The sequence below is a fragment of the Staphylococcus sp. FSL W8-1268 genome (assembly GCF_038003965.1).
Taxonomy (GTDB): Bacteria; Bacillota; Bacilli; order Staphylococcales; family Staphylococcaceae; genus Staphylococcus; species Staphylococcus hominis.
Genome location: NZ_JBBOQE010000001.1, coordinates 896,589 through 919,257, shown reverse-complemented (window position 1 = coordinate 919,257; position 22,669 = coordinate 896,589). Strand labels below are relative to the sequence as shown.

The window sequence follows — 22,669 nt, the reverse complement described above, 5'->3', positions numbered from 1 at the left end:
TATATATTAAATCAAGATGAAAAGAGTGAACTTTTATGGATACAGCCACTCATATTGCTATCGGCATTGGACTAACTGCTTTAGCTACACAAGACCCAGCAATGTCACATTCTATGACAGCTACTGCAACAACTTTAATTGCGGGTTCTTTAATACCTGATGGCGATACGGTTTTAAAATTAAAAAATAATGCAACTTATATTTCACATCATCGTGGTATTACGCATTCCATACCCTTTACGATTTTATGGCCAATATTACTTGCTTTTATAATATATGTTATCTTTCCACATGTAGATGTGACTCATATATGGATGTGGGCTCAGTTAGCGGTCTTTTTACATGTTTTTGTAGATATCTTTAATTCATATGGTACACAAGCACTTAGACCTATATCAAATAAGTGGATACAACTCGGTGTAATCAATACATTCGATCCAATTATTTTTTTAATATTATGTATAGGAATCACGCTATGGTTATTAGGCGTTCATCCATATCTAGTGTTCTTTCCAATTATTGGCGTTTTAATTATTTATTATATCGTTAGATTTAAAATGCAATCAATAATCAAATCTCAAGCGTTGAAACACATTCATGATGAACATCATCCTGTGAAAATTTTTGTTGCACCTACTATGAAATTTATGAAATGGCGTGTAGCGATTCAAACTGAAAACTATGATTATGTAGGTAGAGCTTATGGTCGTAATATAACGTTTAGCGATAAAGTAAAACGTCAACAATTTTCACCCGATACACTTTTATGGCAAATAAAAAGTAATCCTGAAATAAGAACGTTTCTAAAATTCTCTTCTATCTATCGTTGGCAAATACGTAAACTTGATGATCAAACAACTGAGATACGATTGATAGATTTACGTTATCTAAATAAAGGACATTATTCTTTTGCAGCAATTGCACATCTTACTCAAGATCAAAAAATTGACCATTCCTATATTGGATGGGTATTTACAGAAGAAAAACTTCAAAAAAAATTGTACTCTCATTAATTCATTAACTTTAACTATAATTTAAACAACCCCTAGATGACTTATTGACAGTCATTTAGGGGTTATTATTATAACATCATTAAAATATATGTTATTTATAGCGATTCACTCATATATTAAATATATTCATATTTCTTATGAGCAACAAGTCGAGTTAAAATAAAATTGATAACTCCAATTAATACTAAAAAAGCAATAAAATAAATATGATACACAATATTGTACATATTTACAGATCCAAAAACAATTGAAGTTGATAATCCGTCAATCAAATAATATAATGGATTAATTTTTAATATTTGATCAATCATATTTGCCTTATTATTAGGTATAAAAATGATAGGTACTAAAAAGAATAACATCATTATTGCTATCACATAAAATTTAAATACTTTTTTACTTATTAAAGTCAATAAACCTAATGTTATTGATATAAAAACAATAAATATAATCGACATTAGTATGAAATAAACAAAAGATATCACCGATGTTTCAAGGTTTACTGGCTTAAAGATTGACGTAATCAATGATAAAACACAGATGATTATAGCCCCTATCAGTGCATTAAGGATGGGCGTAATAATAGGTGTGAGTTGAAATGATTTAGCAATAAGATAATCATAATTATATAATTTGAATGATTTATATATAATATAAGCAATGGTTACAAAAGTATAGAACGCAATCATTCGATATATCCATTGGGCCTTTTCAATTTCTTCGGTATTAAATAAATACATCACTCCAATTATGATACTAATGATAATTAATTGTATTAAAAATAAAATCACATCATATTTCCAAGTCTCTTTTACTTTTGCTTTAGCTAAATGTAAAAGAGATGGAAAATATTTAAAATATAATATTAACGTATCTATCATGTTTACACCTACAATTCGATATAAATCCATTTACTATTTTTCATATCTGCAATTAAATATCCATTACTTAATTTTGAAATCCATACATTACCTTTAATATTAAATTTACGCTCTAATTTTGATTTATCTACTATAGGAAATACAAAACCAGTTAACTTATCCTCATCATTAAATAACATTTTAATAGGTTGTTGTGTAATAGGCACCACAAATCGTTGATCTTTTTCAGGAACAAGCGTCTTTTTCACTTGCTTATGTGGTTTATGTAATTGAGTATTAAAATAATCAACATACTTACTGTAGTTTGACTTCATATAAGGCGCTAAAGTACTAAATTTATGTGTTTCATATAATGCAGCAGGATTAAAATAATAAATTTTGTTCTTACCTACTTCATATGTATCATCATCGACAATTAAGCGATATTTTGAAGCACTTTCTCCAGTAATCGTCACAAAAGAATATTTTGGCATTTCAATATCTTGATGATTAGATAATGTCACTTCAACATGTAGAATAATTCCATAAGAAAGTTTATTTTCAAAAGGATCCGTGTCTTGATTTTGAACTTTCTTCTGAGATTCGTTGATAGGAATTTCAATTTTTCCTATATTATTCACTACTAGTGTGCCAAGTAACACTAAGACGATTAACGTTGAAACTAAAAGAGTCCAAAATTTAACTATAAAATCCGGAACTTTAACATGTTTGTATCGTTCGACTCTTTTAAAGTTATAACTCATTTCCGGCAATCTACTTCTACTTTTCTTCCAATCTAAATCAAAATTCTTAAGTGTTTCTTCATCTTCGATACTTAATCTATCTCTTTCATGATCATTAAATACCGGTAAAACGTCATTTAAATACCCTTCCATACGCACTTGTCCGTGAGAAATCCATGTAACATAGTTACTCACTTGAGATATTTTAGAAATATCATCGTCTACAAATATAATTGATAAGTCATTAGACACATAGTCTTTTGAAAGTTGTTTTGCCTTATTTAAAAAAGCTTCATCAAGATATTCGAGAATATGACTTAAAATAATAATTTCTGTTTTACAAACTCTTGCAACACTTAAAATCAATTGCGCATACTCAGAGTGACTAAGTTTATTCACTTGAATCGAAGATTTATCATCTAAATGCGCATATTTAATAATTTGATCGACAATATGTGAAGACGTCTTGTAATTAAATAAGCATTGTGTTTCTTCAATATAACTTTTAACAGACATATTTAATAAATGTTTGTTTTTTATATCTCCATAATAAATACTTGCTGATTGTACAACTTTCCCTCTATCAGGTGCAATATCTTGGGCCATAATTCTTCCAATCAATGTTTTGGATGAACCAGGTTCTCCTATAAGTGCAAGGGCTTCTCCTTGATAAATGTGTAAAGATATTTTATTTAATTCTATGTCTTCCGCGCCATATCCAAACGGCAGATACCACTTTCTATTCTTTTGGTTTCTATAGTATTGTGTAACATTTAATAATTTTAAAACGATTGAACTTCCCATTTGTGTTACATCCTTCTAAATTTTTAATAATGCAATGGGTAAACCCTCTTCAGGATTCGTACTATTTATTCTATAACCCCAAGCAAAAACCCCTTTTAAACGTTCAACTTTAAAGTATTGTTCACTACCATCATTTAATTTATACATTCTGCCAATGTTAATTTTAGAACGATCGACTAAATAACTCTCAGCTACAATGACTTTACTTTCATAAACATCATATTCATTCATTATGCCATTCATTTCAGCTTTACGCATTTTTTCTTTACATAATTGTATTTCATGTCTCAATTCCTGTTCAGACATTTCACTTAATCTTTTGTCACTCATCTAAAATACCACTTTCTGCTAATTTAATTTTTATTTTATCATAATTATATCCTTTTCTCATAAGTGCTTCTATTGTTTTCATTTTTAATGTATTACCGTCATGTTTACGACGTTGCTTATTATAAACTTTTTCTAAATCCTTTTGTAATAAGTCATCTAGCACTTCTTCGTCTTGAGCAAAGTCTAACTCATTAAGTACATTTTGTGCAGTTTCTATTGTATATCCTTTTTGGATTAAGCTATGCATTACTTTTTGCTTTACTTTAACAACAGGACCTTTTTTAGTTTTCATTATTTTTTTAGCAACATGAATGATAGATTCTATAGGTTGCTCTTCTTCATATCGTTTAACATATCTATCTATAATATTAGGTTCTACTCCAACTTGGTATAGTTTTTGTTTAAATACTTCAGGTCCTTTATCTGTTGTGTTGATCATTGTATTTTTTAAACTTTCAGCGTAATCTTCATGATTAATATATTGCTCTTTATAACAATATTCAATCACTTTTTGTACTGTCATTTCATTAATATCATTCTTTTTCAAATAATCACTAACTTCTTTTTCAGTTCGTTTTTTATATGATAAATATTGTATTGCCATATTAATCCCTAGACGATAGTGTTCGTATTTTTGAATTTTTTCCATTTCTGCAGCATCTATCATTTGGTTCTTTTTCAAATTGAATTTAACGAGTGTATCTATATCAATTCCCATTTCAAATGCTTCATCAAGAAAGAGATTAAATCGTTCTTTATTATTTTTTTGAACTTCTATTTTAGTAATTTTCGGCATCATTATTCTCCTCATACTAATTAAAAATTGTATTTTAATAATATATTTATTTTATAACAGAAAATCTAACATATATAGTATTTGATATTAAAAAAGAGCGAAATGGAAGTTTATTTATTCTCATTCTCACTCTTAGTTTATATTCAATTAAATTGTTATATTACTATATTAATAATTATTAAGTTGCGATAAGGCTTCTTGATATTGACTGTCAGAAATATAATTCTGTTGTCGCATTTTTTCTAAATTCACTTTAATTCGATTCTTGAAATTATTTGATACGTTATTAATATCATATACACTTGGGGCATTAACTTTACTTGCTAGCATTGCACTTTGTAATACAGTAATAATCGGATAATAACTATTATTTTGATTTGTAGTTGCACCAAAATAATAATTTGCTGCACTTTCAATATCATATTGATTATTACCATAGTAAATATTATTCAAATAAAAACTTAATATCTGATTTTTACTATATTGCTGTTCAACTTTATGCGCGACAAATAATTCTTTTAGTTTACGTGTAAATGAACGTTCATTATTGTAATAATAATTTTTTACAGTTTGTTGAGTAATGGTGCTCCCACCTTGTACATCATGTTCACCAATCGTTGAAAATAATGCACGTGTTGTCCCTTTTATATCGAATCCATGATGTTTAGAAAAACGTTCATCTTCCATAGATATAAATGCGCCCTTAACATAATTCGGCATATTGTCTGATGATACAAAATTACTCTTATTTTCAATCGTTTGTAAATCATCGACATTCGCTCTAGATGATAAAAAATACATTAATCCAGTAAACAAAGCAAATATAATAATAAATATAATAAGCATTCTTAGAAAGAGCCGTTTACTTTTCTTCTTTTTCGGTGGTGAACCCACAGGTTGATAATAGGTATTATAATGAGGCTCATTTTGATCATAAGTTGTTTTCTCTTTTGGATAGTTATCTCTTTGTCTTCTTTTCATGGGTTTGCTCCTTTACTTAAAGGTCACTCTATAATTGAGAGTTTAACAGTAAGTGTTATTTTTATCTATATATACAATCAAAAATCAGTCTCAAGGTGTATCATTGATTTTTATATCGCTGAAATTTCCAAGTTACTTTAAAGAAGATAGAGAGGAATTATTTAAATTTGGATAAGAGGATTTAAAAAACGATATTAAGTTCATCAATATATACATGCTTAAAAGTAACATTTAAAACATATTTTCTCCATTTCTAGAAAACAAGAAAAACAAATCAATCAGATGCTTATGAATTGACACGACTTGTAATGATACATTCTCAGTTTCATTGGAGTCTATCCAAAATACAGTTATATTGTAATTCAATCATCGACTATCAACACATTAAAAATGCCTGAGACAATTATATATGTCTCAGGCTCAAATATAACTTTCAAAAAGTTATTTTAAATTAATCATTTAATTTTTTAACGATTTCTCTATTGAAATCATCTAAATCATCAGGTACACGACTTGTTACAATATTATTATCAACTACTACTGATTCATCAACTACATTGGCACCTGCATTTGATAAATCTTTACGAACATTTAATACTGCAGTTAAAGTGCGACCATTTAAATCATCAGTATCAATTAGAACTTGAGGTCCGTGACAAATAGCAAATGTTGGAACATCATTTTTAGTAAAGTATTTTGCAAATGTTCCATAACGTCCTTCTGCATCTCCACGTAAATTATCTGGAGAGAAACCACCAGGAATTAATAATGCATCATAATTTTCTGGTTTAGCATCAGCAATACTTACATTTACTGTAACTTTTTCGCCATGTTTCCCAACAACTTCAGCGTTCGCAGTATCTCCAATAACTTCAGTTTCAAATCCTGCTTCTTCTAATGCTTCTTTAGGACTTGTTAATTCTATATCTTCAAATTCATCAGCTAAAATAATTGCTACTTTTTTAGTCATAACCAAAATCACCTTTTCTTTCGTTTTATTATATTTAATATATAGACAAATTTAAGATGGTTTAAACATAAATATTAAATTTAGTTAAAAACTTTTTCATACTCCACAATTACTTAGAAACTAACTTAACTTTTTCTTCTAATTGATCTAATAATCCAATCCATTCATCAATATCTTTTACACTTACTTCATCAGGATTAACGTGGTCAATATCTTCTAAAAATTTAGACAATCTTGTTTTAATTTGTTCAATAGTTTGTTTTTCATCCATCGGAATTTAACTCCTTATATATAATATTTTTAGCTTTTATTCATAACTATCCTAACAAAATTTGACAAAAAGAGATATAATTCTAATAATATTTATTGTAATTTTATAAAGAAGAATGTTTTAAAAGTTTAGGAGTTTTTATAATGACAACATCAAAAATTAAACAAGCAATCTCAATTTATAATGATCCGTGGGAAGCTTATAATGATATTAAACAATTCGATCAACTCACTTTGAGTAATGTAGAATTTACCACAACAAATTTATGTAATATGAGATGTAGTCACTGTGCAGTTGGTTATACATTACAAACAAAAGATCCTGATCCATTACCTATGAATCTTATTTATCAACGTTTAGATGAAATTCCCAATTTACGTACTATGTCGATTACAGGTGGAGAACCTATGTTTTCAAAGAAATCTATAAATAATGTTGTTAAACCATTATTGAAATATGCGCATCAAAGAGGCATATATGTGCAAATGAATTCTAATTTAACGTTACCTCAAGATCGATATCTAGAAATTGCTGAATATATTGATGTCATGCACATTTCTCATAATTGGGGTACCATCCAAGAATTTGCAGAGGTGGGCTTTGGCGCAATGAAAAAACAACCTCCTTTAAAAGCAAAGTTAAAATTATATGAACAAATGCTAGATAATGCTAGTACATTATCTGACCAAGGGATGTTTGTTTCAGCAGAAACAATGTTAAATCAAAATACCCTACCACATTTAGAAAACATACATAAAGAAATTGTTAATGATATGAAGTGTAGTCGTCATGAAGTTCATCCTATGTATCCAGCAGATTTTGCAAGTCAACTCAATGTATTATCATTAAAAGACATGAAGCAAGCTATTCATCATTTATTAGACATTCGTGATAAAAATACTTGGATGTTATTTGGTACTCTCCCAATCTATCCTTGCATAAACGATGAAAATGACCAAGTTTTACTTGAACGATTAAGAAATGAAAAAAATGTTACTGTTCGAAATGACCCAGATGGCCGTAGTCGCTTAAATGTAAATGTATTTAGTGGGGACGTTATTGTAACAGATTTTGGTGATGAAAACGGAACAATTTCTAATATTAAAAATGATAAGCTCACAGATGTATTTGATGCTTGGTTATCAACAGATTTAGCAAAATCTTTAAATTGTCATTGTGAAGCTTTCCAATGTTTAGGACCAAATGTATTAGTTAAAAATATGTATTATCCAAATACAAACTTTAGAGAAAATGAAATCGCAATGCACACTGAACATAGTTTTCAATAAAATTAAAAGAAACTGGGACATAATTCCTAGCAAAATAGCCAGTAAATGAGTTTATTATAAATTCATTTACTGGCTTCTTTCTTTATAATATTGCGTATTGTTGGCTCGCTTTCTTAGGGGATAGCTTCAGCCTGTAGTCTTCAGCTTATCCTATTGTCTCAAGAGTCTCGCCAAAATACTTTGTATTTATATGTAATTTTACATTGAAATATTTTTTTAAAAAAACAAGACTCTAAGGCTCTTTCGTATCATTTAATGCCAATACATATAATTTATATCATATGTATTGACATTTATTATAAATCCTAAATATTTTCTATGTGCTGTACTTCAGATAAAAATTCAATCGTTCTTTTACTGTCTTCGCGTCGTTCTTTTCTTCGTTGAACACGTTTTGGTGCCCCTTCATAGAACCACTTTTCTATTTTTGTTTCAGGGTACACCTTAGGAATACGTGTTGGTTTTCCATTTTCATCTAGGGCAACAAATGTTAAAAAGCTCAATGCTGCTAAATGCCTTTCCTTATTTAGCACATCTTCAATAATAATTTGCACACAAATTTCCATTGAACTTGATCCTGCATAACTTACCATTGCTTCATAAGACGTAATATCCCCTGTTTTTATAGGCCTTAAAAAATCCACCGAGTCGGTAGAAGCAGTAACCACTTGTGCATTCGCATGTTTCATAGCTGTAATTGCAGCTATTTCATCAATATTAGCCATCAATGATCCACCAAACATTGTATGGTGATGGTTAGTATCTTGAGGAAATACTTGTCGTGTTTTAATACTTTTTGATTCAGACATAGATTTTTTATTAACTTGAGAATTTGACATACTTTATTTCTCCTATTCCTAATTTAAATGAGTCATTGTGCCCAATTCCCATTTTCGAAAACTAATTCTTTAGAGCCGTCTTGTAAAATACCATATATCGTTAGATCTGAACTTCCAATCATAAAATCCACATGAACATTAGAATCATTTAACCCACTTGCTATTTTTTCTTCAGTAGACATTTCTGTGCCACCTTTAATATTAAACCCGTAGGCTGAACCAATAGCAAGATGACAAGATGCATTTTCATCAAATAGAGTATTATAAAAGATAGTATTACGATTTGAAATTGGCGAATCATCTGGAACTAGAGCAACTTCTCCTAATCGCTTAGAGCCTTCATCTGTGCTAATTAAATCTTTTAAAACTTCTTCACCCTTTTCTGCTTTAACATCGATAATTTCACCATTTTTAAATGTTAAAGTGAATCCATCAATAATATTACCATTATAACTTAATGGTAATTTATTAGTTACATAGCCATCTACATGATTTCTATCTGGTGCAGTAAATACTTCTTCCGTTGGGATATTAGCAATAAATGGTTGTTGATTTCCATTTACATAGCTTGTTGCATCTTCCCAAATATGTCCTTTTGGTAGTCCTACTGTTAAATCAGTGCCTTCAGACATATAATGTAATGCCTTATAATTTTTTTCTTGAAGTTTATTTGCATGTACACTTAGAGATTTCACATGTTGCTCCCAATTTGTTATTGGGTCATTTCCATCCACACGTACAATTTCGAATACTTCATCGATAAATTGACTGTATGCTTCTTCTTCAGGCAAATTAGGATATACACGTTTTGCCCATGCTTTAGATGGAAATGCAGCTACTACCCATGGAAATGCATTTTTTTGGCTACCTTCCATATACCCTTTGAATGCTTGTCCATAATTAAACTGAGACGCTTTTAATTTTTCTGCATCAATGCCATTTAATAAATCTGGATCACCGGAAATAAGTGCTAAATTCGCTGCTCCTCTACGAGCATAATCCATACGCTCTTCAACATCATAAGCTTTAACAGCATGATTTTCAAAATAATCAACAGCTTCATTTTCATATTTTAAGCGTTCTAAAATAGGATCTGTATATACCACTCTTACATCTGAAGCGCCTTCTTGATAGGCTACTTCGACAATTAAGCGCGTTAAATCTATAGTTTCTACAGATGTTCTGATAAATACAGGCTGATTTTGTTGAACGTTCATACCTACTTTTACTAATAATTCTGCATATTGTTTTAATTTGTCTTGATAATCTTGATTGGCCATTTAAATTCTCCTTACTCGTGACGTAAATTACCTAATTCATCAGCAATTGCTGTAATTTCACTTGGTGAAAATGAATCTTTAGACATAACAAAATCATGAATATCTTTAATATCCTTTGTATCTGTATCTTTAAATTTTTCTGGATTAATTAAAGATTGATTTACAATATTTAATTTTTTTCGAATATTTTTAATCATTTGTTCATTATTCTGTGCCATTTGTTTCACCTCTTTATTATCATATTTTATCAAAGTATAAAAATTTATTAAACTTTTATAGAAATTAGTAAAATTATGACTTTATAAATGTTAAAAATAACTATAAAATAGTTTATATATTAAAGTTTGGAGGAGTACAAGATGGTAGATGTAGCTTTTGTATGTCTTGGAAATATTTGTCGTTCTACAATGGCTGAAGCAATCATACGTCAACGATTAAAAGAACGCGGTATTTCTGATGTTATTGTACATTCTAGGGGTACTGGACGTTGGAATTTAGGTGAACCTCCTCATCAAGGTACTCAAAAAATTCTGAAACAACACCATATACCTTTTGATGGTATTGTTAGTGAATTATTTGAACCTGATGATGATTTTGATTATATTATCGCTATGGACCAAAGTAATGTGGATAATATTAAATCAATTAATCCCAATCTTAAAGGTCAATTGTTCAAATTGCTAGAATTTAGTAACATGGAAGAGACTGATGTGCCTGATCCTTATTACACAAATAATTTTGAAGGTGTATATGACATGGTACAATCATCTTGTGACAATTTAATAGATTTCATCGTTAAAGATGCTAATTTGAAAGAGGGGTAACTAAAATGGAAAACAAATTTGTTCCAGGTATTATTATTGGTGCTATCGTTGGTGGAGCTGCTACTTTAGCAGATAAATCAACACGCAATGCATTAGTACAATCATTCAAAGACATTAAAGAAGGTAATCGTTCTCGTAAACCTTCTAAAATTACTTCAATTAAAAATGAAGTATTGTATTGGAAAGATACGATCGAAGAAATTCGTCGTAATAATCCAGAATTAGAAAAATCAATTAAAGATGCTAAAGATACATTTGTAAATCGTAAAAACAATCGTCTTAGCTAATCAAATATAATTGACAGAAAATAAAGGCAAAATTCCTTTTTACTTAGGTAGTTTTGCCTTTATTTTAGAATTAATTTTTAAGGAGACGTCTATGTCAAAAAAAAATCAATCAAACTCTAAGTACCTTAACTCTATTAAGGAAAAAGAGACAGAAAATAAAGAGAAAATAAAGGTTGATCGTACATACGTAGAACCTCAGGAATTTCAATCAAAGAAGCCTAAAAAAGATAAACAAGTTTTTTTCGTTTCTAGATTGAATAAACCTGCAAAATACACTAAAAATTCTAATTTTTTATCTTATCTTATTTATCGTATTGGTAAAGATGATGCTTCAGGTTTAGCGGCTCAAATGACGTATCACTTTGTATTGGCTTTATTCCCAATGTTAATCTTTTTATTAACTTTATTACCATTATTCCAAATTGATCCTCAGCAAATTAAAGACTTAGTTAGTCAAAATGCTCCTGCTGAGACTGCTGATGTTGTTACTAAAATTTTTAAAGATATTACAAGTAACTCTAGTGGTAGCTTATTATCAGTTGGTTTGATTTTAGCTATTTGGTCAGCATCAAATGGTATGACAGCAATTATGAATTCATTTAATGTTGCTTATGATGTTGAAGATGCTCGTAATCCTATTGTTCTTAAATTATTAAGCATTTTGTTTACAATTGTTATGGCTATTGTATTAGCTATAGCTCTAACATTACCTACATTTGGTAATTTTATTAAAGATCATCTATTTGGTCCGTTAGGTTTAGATCAACAAGTCGCTTGGATATTTGATTTAGTGCGTATATTGTTACCACTTATTGTTATTATTATTTTATTCTTAACATTATATTCAGTAGCACCTAACGTTAAAACTAAGTTTAAATCTGTATATCCTGGCGCAATCTTTACTTCTATTGTATGGTTATTAGGATCATTTGCATTTGGTTGGTATTTATCTAACTTTGGCAACTATTCTAAAACATATGGTAGTCTTGCTGGAATCATCATTTTATTACTATGGATTTATATTACATGTTTTATTATTATTATTGGTGCTGAAATTAATGCAATTATCCACCAAAGACATGTTATTAAAGGTTCTACACCTGAAGAAGCTGCCTTAAAACATGATGATAATAATGAAAATCACTACAATGAAAATACAAAATATGAATACGATTCTACAGCATCATCTAAATATGAAAAAAATTATGATGTGGATCCTACACCAAATGATAAACATAGTGAACAAGAATCTTTTGCTGATAAAATTAAAGATAAATTTGATAAAGATAATAATAAATAGCTATAGAAAAGAAAATATCTAACGAAAAAACTCCTTATGAGATAGTCATTTTTAGACCTCTTTATAAGGAGCTTTTTTATTATTGAATTAAATTATGTTGGAATGCATAAATAACCGCTTGTGTTCTATCTTGTACCTCTAGTTTACTTAAAATATTACTCACATGTGTTTTTACTGTTTTAATTGTAATATGTGAAGCACTGGCAATTTCTTGATTAGAATAGCCTTTAGCAATTAATAACAATATTTCCATTTCACGTTCAGTGAGCATTTCATATAATTCTGCTTTCTTCTTCATTCTATTTCTCATTTTTACTAAAACTTCTGGCTCAAATACAGATTCTCCACGATATGTTTTTCTAACTGCTTCTGCAATATCACTTGCACTTGTCGTTTTTAATATATAACTATCAACCCCTGCATCAAGTGCCCTATATACTTCTTTATCTTCTATAAAACTTGTTAACATGACTACTTTGATGTGAGGCAAATCTTTTTTTATTTGTGTCGTCGCTTCTACACCGTCCATATCATTCATTAACAAATCCATTAAAATTAAATCAGGATTTAACGTATGTGCTTTTTCAATTGCCTCTTTTCCTGATGATCCTTCCCCTACTACTTCAATATCAGATTGAGTAGATAAATAACTTGAAATACCAATTCTAACCATTTCATGATCATCTACAAATAATACTTTAATCGTCATATTAACCCTCCTCTTTCGTTAAAGGTGCTTTTACCTCTATTCTAGTTCCTGAATCTGGTAAAGATACGATATGAAACGTTGCACCTATTTCTAATGCACGTTCTCTCATATTTTTCAATCCATAACTTTGTTCTACTTTTTCATCTACGTTAAAACCTTTACCATTATCCTGAATTCTTAATAATAAATAATCTTGATGATTAAATAATTCTACTGTCACTTTAGTTCCATTAGAATGTCTTAATGTATTTGAAATTGCCTCTTGTGTAATTCGAAATAGATGATCTTCAATTCCTTTAGGAACTTTAAAATCTTGTATATCATAAATGACTTTCATAGGTACTTTCTTTTGTAAATCAATGACTAAATCTTTAATACCTTCCCCTAATGATTTATCTTTGAGTCCTAAAGGTCGCAAATGTAGTAATAGCGCTCGCATCTCTAATTGAGATTCTTGTATCATTTTCTCAAGTACTGGAATTTGTTGATTAAGAGGTGGTGCTAGTTCTGTTTCTTTTATCGCTGATAGCATCATACTTGCTGCGAAAAGTTGTTGACTTACTGAATCGTGTAGTTCCCTTGCTAAACGCTGACGCTCATCTTCTATGATTTTTTTAACTTTAATGTCATTCATATTATAGTTTTCATTTGTTAAATTTTGAGTTTTTATTCTTAATCTCTGTAATTCTTGATTTAAAGGCACTAACATTTGATAAATATCAATTGTCTCATTATATAGTTCTATATTTTTATCATTAATCCCTACCGTTTCGCCTTCAATGGCATGTTCAATTTGATTCTTTATCCAATCATTTTGCTGATTTATTTTATAAGCTAATACAGAGCCAACGATAATACAAAGTAAAATAATCACTAAATTAAGAAATAGAAACACAGGTATACCAAATATTTGAGTATAGAACATTCCTTGAAAATATATAATATTTACAAAAACTTTATCTATAAATAAAAACGCAGTTAGCATGCTATACACTAAAATAAGCATGGATCCTATTGCTCTTAAATAGTGATTCATCGATAAATCACCTCAACATCACCAATAAATGTTGATACATATATATTTACACTATAATTTTCTTCTTTAGGTTTTTCTTCTACTTGGACATGATTATTTTCTACTTTATATGCTTCTCCATTTATATAAGCTGTACCATAAAATGCTGCCATGTGAAGATTAATATTATAATTAACTGGAACAATCAGTTGTACTTTACCTAAAATATGTCTAACTACAATCGTATTATTTTCTTTGATATTTGCTGCTTTTGTCATATCAATATGAATATCTCCAACCCCATGTTGAATTTGCACATCTTCCCATTTATATACATATACTGGAGTGCGTTGTTCACCTAGCCAACGTTGTTTAATAAATTGAGGAGAGGTCACTTCTTCTTCCGACGCCGCAATCTTCAAAGGTTTAAATTTAAAAACTAAGTATCTAATAATGATTATTACTAAAAATATAAATAAAATAATAATCGTATATTTGTTGGATAACAAGGTAAACGCTATGAGTAGTGCTCCTATCCAAAATGCTAATAACCCTCTTACTTTATGAAAGTAAAGGTATCCTACATAAATTAATATACACCCTAATAATAAAATAAATAAATATCCAATTTTTTCAAAAAAGATGTAATAAAAGTTAGCGATAATCATTAGCGCTGTAAAAATAATTAATAATTCAGTAGATATATATTTACGTGTCAATGTGTCCCTCCTGATTTTAATTAAGCTACATAACTCATTTGTTCAATTATTGCATATTGTTCTTCTGCAGCAATACGTTCTTTCGTACAACGATGAATATTAGCTTCAATTTTGGCATAATATGCTTCAAATTTATCTAAACGTTGTTTTAATAAATCTATTTCATAATTATGAACTTCTTGCGCATTTTTTATATTATACATATTTATCATATCAATATACTTATTTTCTAGTGTAGCAGATAAACTGTCAATTAATGTATTCATTTTTGCTTTTTTATTTTTTAAATATTTTATATATCACTCCATATTTTGAAGCTTATCATCTAATAATGAGCGATAATCATTGATATTATTTTTTATAATTATTTTTAAAAAGTGTTGTAAATATAAATCTAAATAATTCATAGAACCACCTCGTTGTTGATTAAACTTTATTATAAATGAGTTTAATCTTACTTAATATAGTCCTAGGAACCATTTTCTTCTCATACTTAAGTACGATTAATTTTAATTTATTGAAGAATATGCTATAAATAAATAGCGCTAAATTAAATTTATAGTTAAATCAATTCATTATTCATCAAAATTAGCATATAATAATGTATATTTAGTTAGAAAGTAGGTCATATGAGTTGAATACAATTAAAAAGAGAGATTTAAGTTGGCTTCCATATATTGTAATAGTTATTTTACTTCACATTATCGGCTTTAGTTTTTTATTTATTGCTGATACTAATCATTTATTATTTGGTATGGGAATTTTAGCATATACTCTTGGATTGCGTCATGCTTTCGATGCAGATCATATTGCTGCTATTGATAATACAGTCCGCAAGTTACTTCAACAAAAACGAAATTCTGTTGGAGTTGGGTTTTACTTCTCTATAGGTCACTCAACTGTTGTGTTTTTAATGTCTGTTCTTCTAGGAATTTCAGTAAAATGGGCTAAAGATGAACTTCCATATTTTCAAAATATAGGCGGTATTATAGGGACATTAGTGTCTGGATTCTTTTTACTTCTTATTGGAATATTAAATTTATTTATTCTAATTTCATTAATAAAGCTTTTTGCTCGATTACGTAATGAACATATACGAGAAGAAGAATTAGATGCACTATTGGAATCACGTGGTTTTATTACTCGCTTTATTGCTCCTTATTTTAAATTGATTAGCCGTAGTTGGCATGTCTTACCTTTAGGTTTCTTATTTGGTTTAGGTTTTGATACTGCAAGTGAAATCGCTCTTCTTGCACTTTCATCAGGAGCTTCTCAACAATCCATTTCGTTTTTAGGCATTTTATCTCTGCCTATTTTATTTGCAGCAGGAATGAGCTTATTAGATACACTCGATGGCATTATTATGAAATCTGCCTATAATTGGGCTTTCTTTAATCCTATACGCAAAATTTACTACAATATTACAATTACAGCCATTTCAGTAATTGCGGCATTAATTATTGGATTAATTGAATTACTTCAAATTATGGAAGATAAACTTCACCTTAAAGGTACGTTTTGGAATATGATTCAGTCGATTCAATTTGATTATTTAGGCTACATCTTGGTAGCTTTATTCTTAATTACATGGCTTATTTCTACACTTATTTGGAAATTTGGCAAAGTAGAACAACGTTGGTCATAAAAAGGAGTTGGATAGAATTCAAAACGAATTCTATCCAACTCTTTTTTCTTAATCAATTTTTGTTGTTAGAATCGGACCGTCTTTAGTAACAATGACAGTATGTTCAATTTGAGCTACAAAACTTTTATCTTTAGTTTCAAATGCCCAATCGTTTTTACCTTCAGTAACAAATGTTGCTTTAGATGAAATAAACGGTTCTACTGCAATAACTACGCCTTCTTTTAAAAGCGTCTTATCTTTAGGATCGTAATAATTCATAACGTGACTTGGTGCTTCATGTAAAGATTGACCTACACCGTGACCTGTTAAATTCTTAATAACAGTTAAATCATTTTTACGTGCTGTAGCGTGGACTGCCTTACCAATGTTACTTAATTTTGTACCTGGTTTTACTTTAGCCATTGCTGCATCAAATGATTCAAGTGCTACATCACATACTTTTTGTTTTAAAGGATTATCCGCTTCTCCTACTACAAAAGAAATGCCAGTATCTGCATAATATCCATTTTTTAATGCTGAAACATCTATATTAACTAAGTCCCCTTCACGAATAACACGTTTACCAGGTATTCCATGAGCTACTTCTTCATTAACACTAATACAAGTTTGACCTGGGAATTTTTCATCATGAATAGGTGCTGAGATTGCACCATGTTCTTCAAATAATTCTTTAGCGATATTGTCTAATTCTTTTGTAGTAATCCCAGGTTTAGTTGCTTCTTGCATTGTATCTCGCACTTTTGCACATATATATCCTATTTCTTTTAACGCTTGTAATTCTTCATCTGTTTTTACAATCATATTATCCCGTTCCTTTTTAAAAAATATTCCACCTTATTATACCAAAAATTTTTTGATATACTAAATAAGAAATGTAATATCTACTGACTTGATGTCTCACTACATCAAACTTGATATTAAACTTATTCTAACATTATAATCATCACGTTTGTTCTTTGAGAGGATTTAACAATATGAATCAATGGTATAAACATATTATAGGCGCTAGAACAATAAAAACGGGTCTAGCTACTTTTCTAACAACTTTGTTTTGTTTACTATTAAACTTAACTCCTATATTTGCAATTTTAACAGCAATTGTTTCGATCGAACCAACTGCTAAAGCTTCTTTACGAAAAGGTTATCGTCGACTTCCTGCTACCGTCATTGGTGCATTGTTTGCAGTTATTTTTACGTATATCTTCGGCGATCAATCTCCATTTACTTACACCTTTAGTGCTATTTTTACTATTTTAGCGTGTACGAAATTAAATCTCCAAGTTGGTACAACTGTTGCAGTATTAACTTCAGTTGCTATGATACCTGGTATTCATGAAGCCTATCTTTTTAATTTTTTCTCAAGACTCTTAACAGCTTTAATTGGTCTAGTAACTGCTGGATTAGTAAATTTTTTCGTATTACCGCCTAAATATTATCATCAAATCGAAGAGAACTTAATTCATTCAGAAACTAAATTGTATGAACTATTCGCTTCTAGATGTTATGAATTATTATTAGGAAAATTTGATTCAGATAATAGTAATACTTCATTATCAACTTTATCTGATATGAATAAAAAAACAGATACTTTAATGAATTATCAACGAGATGAATTACGCTATCATAAAAATAACGAAGATAAATGGAAACAATTAAAAGATATGTCAAATAGAGCGTATATTGATAGACTCCTTGCTACACATTTATCAAATATTATTTATTTACCAAAAAATGTAAATATTTGTTTTACTACTGAGGAAAAAATGGCAATTATAAAAATTAGTAATAGTATCAACAATATTCCTTTAGATGGAGTTTTTAAAAGAGAATCTAAGTCTGTATCTACTTTAAAATCTTCAGTCAAAATATTAGAAGAATTCGATAAGAATCAAATTAAGAGTCATGTTATTTATGAAATTTTACTTATCTATAATTTACTAGATAATCGATTTGTTAAAACATAAAAACGTTGGATGAATTGAAATAATTCAATTCATCCAACGTTTTTTTATTTTTCTGAACGTTCAATAATAACATATTTCGCAGCTTCTTCTTCAGTATTATCTAACTGTTTAGGTGTAAATGGAATCCCTTTACGTTCACATGCCTTCTCTAATAAATAATCAGTAAGTTCATGATTTTTCGGTAATATAGGGCCATGCAGGTAAGTTCCTAATAAGTTTTTATAATGAATACCTTCTTTTTTATCATCATCATTATTTCCATACCCTGTTACTACATGCCCCAATGTATCAAAATTATGATATGTACGACCACCGTGATTTTCAAAACCTACTATTGTTCCAAATGTATCACTTTTAATTACGATATCCCCTGTTAAACGATCTGTTTTTGATTTTGTATAAAAGTCCAAAATTCCAAGTCCTTCTAACTCTGTACCATCAGGGGTAATATATTTAGTACCTAAAAATTGATATCCACCACAAATGGTTAAACCTGGCATTCCATCTTCTATTGCATCTTTTAATATTGTTTTAATTTTACTTAACTCTTTAGTAGCGATACTTTGTTCTCTATCACTACCCCCACCAATAAAGAAAATATCGCAATTTTCTAATGTAACTCCCTCAGTTTCATTAATTTCGATAACTTTTAAATTAATATTGCGTTTTTTTGCTCTCTGTTTTAAAGCAATAATATTTCCTATATCACTATATAAATTTAATTTGTCCGACATAAAATGAAAAACTGTTAATTCGTACATATCTAACGTCCTCCTGCAAATGAGCGATTAAGTTGTTCTAACATAGGTGAAAGTGACGTATAATTTGGAATCGCTACTGTAAAGCCTGCATAATTCATAGTTAAAGCTGTAGCTTTATAAATATCTTTCTCTAAAATAATTGGAACATCTACTTCAGCTAATTTCAGTCTAAGTTGTAATTCTTCTGCTCTTGTACCCGTTACAATAATTTTTTCTATATTTTGATTACGTAACTTTTCAAAATCTGCATCGTAAATCCAAGATGTATCTCTGCCATCAGCTGCATTATCATTCAGACTGATAACATATACTTTTTTTTCTTTAAGTTGATCTCCGACTGATAGACTCACATTCATGCCAGCAGGATTTTTAGCTAAATTAATCATTGCTTCTTTTTGACCACGTTTAAAGTATTGCATTCGGCCATTATTTGAAGTGTATGTGTTAAATCCTTTACGAATTGCATCATTATTTAAGCCTAATTCTTTTAATACTGAATATGCAGCAAGTGCATTAAAAGCATTAAAATCACCAGCAATTTTCATTTCAAAGTGTGCATCGTTCACATCCATATCAATAAATGGCTGTACCTCAAATTGTGAAACCTCATATTTAGGTGTTTCACGCTTAAATCCACATTCACAATGATAATGTCCTAATTGATTATAATGGGTATAATCATAAGTTAATAATCTATCACAATTCGGACAATATTTACTTTCATTCATAGTACTTTGTTCAAATTCATGTGCATGAGCTTTCATTCCGTAATATACAATTGTATCACTCGCTATTTTCAAACGACTTACAAATGGATCATCGGCATTTAAAATTAATTTAATCCCTTTATTACTAATTGATTTTGCAATATTATTAACCATAATATCAATTTCACCAAATCGATCCATTTGGTCGCGAAAGAAATTAGTAAATACCATCATTGAAGGTGTAACTTCTTTTAATACTTTTGGAATTGAACCCTCATCAATTTCAATAACCGCTACTTTAATACCTTTTACATTTTTCATGATGAATGCCGAGGTAATTCCAGCAGCCATGTTAGCACCTTCATTATTATGTATAATTTCAATATTATTTGCTTTTAAAGTGTGCCCAATCAAATTGGAAGTTGTTGTTTTCCCATTTGTTCCACTGATAAAAACAATATCATCAACTTGTGAAGCTAACTTTCGTAAAATATTTTGATCTACTTTGCGAGCAATTTGACCTGGTAAATCAGTTCCTTTTTTTCCTGCTGCGATACTTATCTTGCGTGCTAATTTAGCCAAGTGTGTTGCTGTCCATTGTCTCATGTCTTTCCTCCTCGCATAATTCACTCGAGTAATTATACCATGTATCTAAAATAACAAAAAATATTCTCAATTAAAAGTAACTAAATACACTTCTAATTATAACTTTTTCACTTTAAATTCCGTATCTATTTTTTTACTTTGTTATTTATAGATTATGAAAAAAAGCAATTATTTATATTTAAACCGTACTTTCTGTTAAACTGTGAATAATTCAATTTAAGTATTTAGAAAGGAATATAGAATGGTTAAAAATTCATTTATAGCTTTGGATTTTGAAACTGCAAATAAAAAAAGAACAAGTATTTGTTCTGTTGGCATGGTAAAAGTAGTAGATAACGAAATAGTCGAAACGTTTTACACGCTTGTTAATCCTCATGACTATTTTTCAGAAACACATATTCATGTTCATGGTATTCATCCTAAGGACGTTAAAGATGCGCCAGATTTTAAAGAAGTCTTTCCATATATGTTGCAATTTATAAATCAATTACCCGTAGTGGCACATAATGCTGCTTTTGATATGGGTGTATTACATCAAAGCTTAAAACATTTAAACATAGCTGTTCCCTCACTTACCTATTTCTGCTCGTATCAACTTGCTAGACGTACGATCAAAGCTTATCGATATGGATTAAAACATCTAATGAACCATTACAACTTAAATTTTCATGGTCATCATGATGCCCTAAATGACGCAAAAGCTTGCGCAATGATTACTTATAGATTATTAAAACACTATGATAGCTTACAAAGTGTGCTTCAATTTCATGGTAAAAATTTAAAAGATAGAAATAGGTAATTTAAAACGTCTTATCTATCTCTATCTTTAAATGAAATCATAAATGGTCATATTTTGATATGTTGATTGCTCTAGATGACCTACTGTAACACCAATTAATCTGATAGGTACATCAGGGTCTTTTAATTCATGATATAAATCATAAGCTATATTATAAATATCGATGTCTTTACTTACCGCTTCTCTCAAACTTCTTTGTTTAGAATATGTTTCAAAGCGATGCGTTTTAATTTTGACAGTAACTGTTGTGCCAGACTTTTGCAATTGAGTTAATCGTTCAGATGTTTTACCAGAAAGTTCCCATATTTTTTGTAGAATCGCTTCATCATCATTAATATCTGTTGAAAAAGTACGTTCTGTTCCTACTGACTTACGAATCCTACTTGCCTTTACTTCACTATCATCAATTCCTCTTACTTTTTGATAAAGTCCTCGTCCTTTTTTTCCAAACCAGCGAATCAATTCAAATTCCGATTTGCTATATAAATCTTTACCAGTATAAATATCATGTTCATGCATGATTTTTTTAGAAGCTTTTCCAACGCCTGGAAAATCGCCTATATCTAAGTTCATTAGTATGTCATGCACATTCTGATAATGAATAACCATCATTCCATTAGGCTTATTCATTCCACTAGCTAATTTAGCTAAATATTTATTATAAGAAACACCAGCAGAAGACGTTAAACCTGTTTTATTGAAGATATCTTTACGTATGTTTGAAGCAATTTTTGATGCTGATCGATGAGGTTTAACTAAATGAGTAATATCTAAATACGCTTCATCTAGTGCTAAAGGCTCTACAATCTCAGTATACTGTTTAAAAATTTCCATTATCTTACTTGAAACTTCCCGATATACATCAAATCTTGCTCTAACATAGTACCCATTCGGACATAGTTTATGTGCTTGCGACATAGGCATTGCTGAATGAACACCATATTTACGTGCTTCATATGAAGCGGTTGAAACGACTCCTCGATGACTTGCTTTTCCACCTACAATGACAGGTTTTCCTTGTAATTTAGGATTATCTCTCATTTCTACCTGAGCGTAGAAACAATCCATATCAATATGAACGATTCTCCTTTCTGTCATTGTCTCACTCCTTTTTAAATAAAATAAGCCTCAATACTATTATACTGCACCCTAAAAGA

Annotated in this window: 26 protein-coding genes; 8 read left to right on the top strand and 18 right to left on the bottom strand. The window is 29.4% G+C overall.

The annotated features are described in order from the left end of the window. Positions 1-35 precede the first annotated feature (35 nt). The gene (locus NST64_RS04665; RefSeq protein WP_002450068.1) at positions 36-1,013 is read left to right on the top strand and encodes a metal-dependent hydrolase; all 978 of its coding nucleotides are present in this window, start codon (positions 36-38) and stop codon (positions 1,011-1,013) included. Between the two features lie 116 nt (positions 1,014-1,129). Here the strand turns inward: NST64_RS04665 and NST64_RS04660 are convergent, their stop codons facing one another. From NST64_RS04660 to NST64_RS04630, 7 genes are all read right to left on the bottom strand, one after another. After that, positions 1,130-1,894 carry a hypothetical protein gene (locus tag NST64_RS04660; protein ID WP_002450050.1) on the bottom strand — a complete coding sequence of 255 codons (765 nt, stop codon included), beginning with the start codon at positions 1,892-1,894 and terminating at the stop codon, positions 1,130-1,132. A gap of 8 nt (positions 1,895-1,902) precedes the next feature. Further along, a complete protein-coding gene (locus NST64_RS04655) occupies positions 1,903-3,420 on the bottom strand; it encodes an ATP-binding cassette domain-containing protein (protein ID WP_107632395.1) in 1,518 nt (505 codons plus the stop codon). A 15-nt stretch (positions 3,421-3,435) separates the two neighbouring features. Beyond that, positions 3,436-3,750: a YfhH family protein gene (locus tag NST64_RS04650; RefSeq protein WP_002455132.1), complete on the bottom strand. Its 315-nt coding sequence runs from the start codon at positions 3,748-3,750 to the stop codon at positions 3,436-3,438. Then, entirely contained in the window at positions 3,743-4,546 is an 804-nt protein-coding gene (gene recX / locus NST64_RS04645) for a recombination regulator RecX (RefSeq protein ID WP_002488055.1), read from the bottom strand. Before recX ends, NST64_RS04650 begins: the two co-directional genes overlap by 8 nt. Before the next feature lie 168 nt (positions 4,547-4,714). Next, positions 4,715-5,527, bottom strand: a complete 813-nt coding sequence (gene sgtB / locus NST64_RS04640) for a monofunctional peptidoglycan glycosyltransferase SgtB (RefSeq protein ID WP_002450042.1) — start codon at positions 5,525-5,527, stop codon at positions 4,715-4,717. 451 nt (positions 5,528-5,978) lie between these two features. Further along, the gene (locus NST64_RS04635; protein WP_002450071.1) at positions 5,979-6,497 is read right to left on the bottom strand and encodes a type 1 glutamine amidotransferase domain-containing protein; all 519 of its coding nucleotides are present in this window, start codon (positions 6,495-6,497) and stop codon (positions 5,979-5,981) included. Positions 6,498-6,606: 109 nt separating this feature from the next. Continuing rightward, entirely contained in the window at positions 6,607-6,768 is a 162-nt protein-coding gene (locus NST64_RS04630; protein WP_002450046.1) for an SE1561 family protein, read from the bottom strand. Between the two features lie 143 nt (positions 6,769-6,911). On the opposite strand from NST64_RS04630, the gene yfkAB reads away from it, so the two are divergent. Further along, positions 6,912-8,057, top strand: a complete 1,146-nt coding sequence (gene yfkAB / locus NST64_RS04625; RefSeq protein WP_002450052.1) for a radical SAM/CxCxxxxC motif protein YfkAB — start codon at positions 6,912-6,914, stop codon at positions 8,055-8,057. A gap of 305 nt (positions 8,058-8,362) precedes the next feature. On the opposite strand, the gene NST64_RS04620 is transcribed toward yfkAB, so the two are convergent. From NST64_RS04620 to NST64_RS04610, 3 genes are read right to left on the bottom strand one after another with little or no spacing between them, the layout of a single operon-like run. Then, positions 8,363-8,896, bottom strand: a complete 534-nt coding sequence (locus tag NST64_RS04620) for an acyl-CoA thioesterase (protein WP_002450051.1) — start codon at positions 8,894-8,896, stop codon at positions 8,363-8,365. 32 nt (positions 8,897-8,928) lie between these two features. Continuing rightward, positions 8,929-10,176 (bottom strand): aminopeptidase, encoded by a 1,248-nt coding sequence (locus tag NST64_RS04615; protein ID WP_002450076.1) that lies wholly within the window; start codon positions 10,174-10,176, stop codon positions 8,929-8,931. Between the two features lie 11 nt (positions 10,177-10,187). After that, positions 10,188-10,394 carry a DUF1128 domain-containing protein gene (locus NST64_RS04610; RefSeq protein WP_002450082.1) on the bottom strand — a complete coding sequence of 69 codons (207 nt, stop codon included), beginning with the start codon at positions 10,392-10,394 and terminating at the stop codon, positions 10,188-10,190. 141 nt (positions 10,395-10,535) lie between these two features. Between NST64_RS04610 and NST64_RS04605 the strand changes: the two genes are divergently transcribed. The 3 genes from NST64_RS04605 to NST64_RS04595 all read left to right on the top strand — a co-directional run bounded on the left by NST64_RS04605 (position 10,536) and on the right by NST64_RS04595 (position 12,587). Next, positions 10,536-11,000, top strand: coding sequence for a low molecular weight protein-tyrosine-phosphatase (locus NST64_RS04605; RefSeq protein ID WP_049417631.1), 465 nt, complete (start codon positions 10,536-10,538; stop codon positions 10,998-11,000). 5 nt (positions 11,001-11,005) lie between these two features. Beyond that, positions 11,006-11,287, top strand: a complete 282-nt coding sequence (locus NST64_RS04600) for a hypothetical protein (protein ID WP_002450075.1) — start codon at positions 11,006-11,008, stop codon at positions 11,285-11,287. Between the two features lie 91 nt (positions 11,288-11,378). Next, the gene (locus tag NST64_RS04595; RefSeq protein ID WP_002450069.1) at positions 11,379-12,587 is read left to right on the top strand and encodes a YihY/virulence factor BrkB family protein; all 1,209 of its coding nucleotides are present in this window, start codon (positions 11,379-11,381) and stop codon (positions 12,585-12,587) included. Positions 12,588-12,666: 79 nt separating this feature from the next. Here the strand turns inward: NST64_RS04595 and vraR are convergent, their stop codons facing one another. From vraR to NST64_RS04575, 4 genes are read right to left on the bottom strand one after another with little or no spacing between them, the layout of a single operon-like run. After that, positions 12,667-13,296: a response regulator transcription factor VraR gene (gene vraR, locus NST64_RS04590; RefSeq protein ID WP_002450048.1), complete on the bottom strand. Its 630-nt coding sequence runs from the start codon at positions 13,294-13,296 to the stop codon at positions 12,667-12,669. Position 13,297: 1 nt separating this feature from the next. Continuing rightward, on the bottom strand, positions 13,298-14,332 hold the full coding sequence (gene vraS / locus NST64_RS04585) for a sensor histidine kinase VraS (protein ID WP_002450020.1): 1,035 nt from the start codon (positions 14,330-14,332) through the stop codon (positions 13,298-13,300). Then, a complete protein-coding gene (vraT, locus tag NST64_RS04580) occupies positions 14,329-15,030 on the bottom strand; it encodes a cell wall-active antibiotics response protein VraT (protein ID WP_002450089.1) in 702 nt (233 codons plus the stop codon). The genes vraS and vraT overlap by 4 nt, the downstream gene beginning before the upstream one ends. A 20-nt stretch (positions 15,031-15,050) precedes the next feature. After that, entirely contained in the window at positions 15,051-15,296 is a 246-nt protein-coding gene (locus tag NST64_RS04575; protein ID WP_340731097.1) for a hypothetical protein, read from the bottom strand. Between the two features lie 368 nt (positions 15,297-15,664). On the opposite strand from NST64_RS04575, the gene NST64_RS04570 reads away from it, so the two are divergent. Beyond that, complete coding sequence (locus NST64_RS04570; RefSeq protein WP_002450063.1) at positions 15,665-16,675, top strand: HoxN/HupN/NixA family nickel/cobalt transporter; 1,011 nt, start codon at positions 15,665-15,667, stop codon at positions 16,673-16,675. A gap of 48 nt (positions 16,676-16,723) precedes the next feature. Here the strand turns inward: NST64_RS04570 and map are convergent, their stop codons facing one another. Then, a complete protein-coding gene (gene map, locus NST64_RS04565) occupies positions 16,724-17,476 on the bottom strand; it encodes a type I methionyl aminopeptidase (RefSeq protein ID WP_002450057.1) in 753 nt (250 codons plus the stop codon). Between the two features lie 173 nt (positions 17,477-17,649). On the opposite strand from map, the gene NST64_RS04560 reads away from it, so the two are divergent. Further along, complete coding sequence (locus NST64_RS04560; RefSeq protein WP_049417637.1) at positions 17,650-18,639, top strand: FUSC family protein; 990 nt, start codon at positions 17,650-17,652, stop codon at positions 18,637-18,639. A 44-nt stretch (positions 18,640-18,683) separates the two neighbouring features. Here NST64_RS04560 and NST64_RS04555 read toward each other — a convergent pair whose 3' ends face one another. Both NST64_RS04555 and NST64_RS04550 read right to left on the bottom strand, forming a co-directional pair. Further along, entirely contained in the window at positions 18,684-19,400 is a 717-nt protein-coding gene (locus tag NST64_RS04555; protein WP_002450023.1) for a type 1 glutamine amidotransferase, read from the bottom strand. A gap of 2 nt (positions 19,401-19,402) precedes the next feature. Further along, positions 19,403-20,713, bottom strand: a complete 1,311-nt coding sequence (locus NST64_RS04550) for a Mur ligase family protein (protein ID WP_340731096.1) — start codon at positions 20,711-20,713, stop codon at positions 19,403-19,405. Positions 20,714-20,954: 241 nt separating this feature from the next. Between NST64_RS04550 and NST64_RS04545 the strand changes: the two genes are divergently transcribed. Then, a complete protein-coding gene (locus NST64_RS04545; RefSeq protein ID WP_002450022.1) occupies positions 20,955-21,512 on the top strand; it encodes a 3'-5' exonuclease in 558 nt (185 codons plus the stop codon). Between the two features lie 27 nt (positions 21,513-21,539). Here the strand turns inward: NST64_RS04545 and dinB are convergent, their stop codons facing one another. Further along, positions 21,540-22,610, bottom strand: a complete 1,071-nt coding sequence (gene dinB / locus NST64_RS04540) for a DNA polymerase IV (RefSeq protein ID WP_002450074.1) — start codon at positions 22,608-22,610, stop codon at positions 21,540-21,542. Positions 22,611-22,669: the final 59 nt, after the last annotated feature.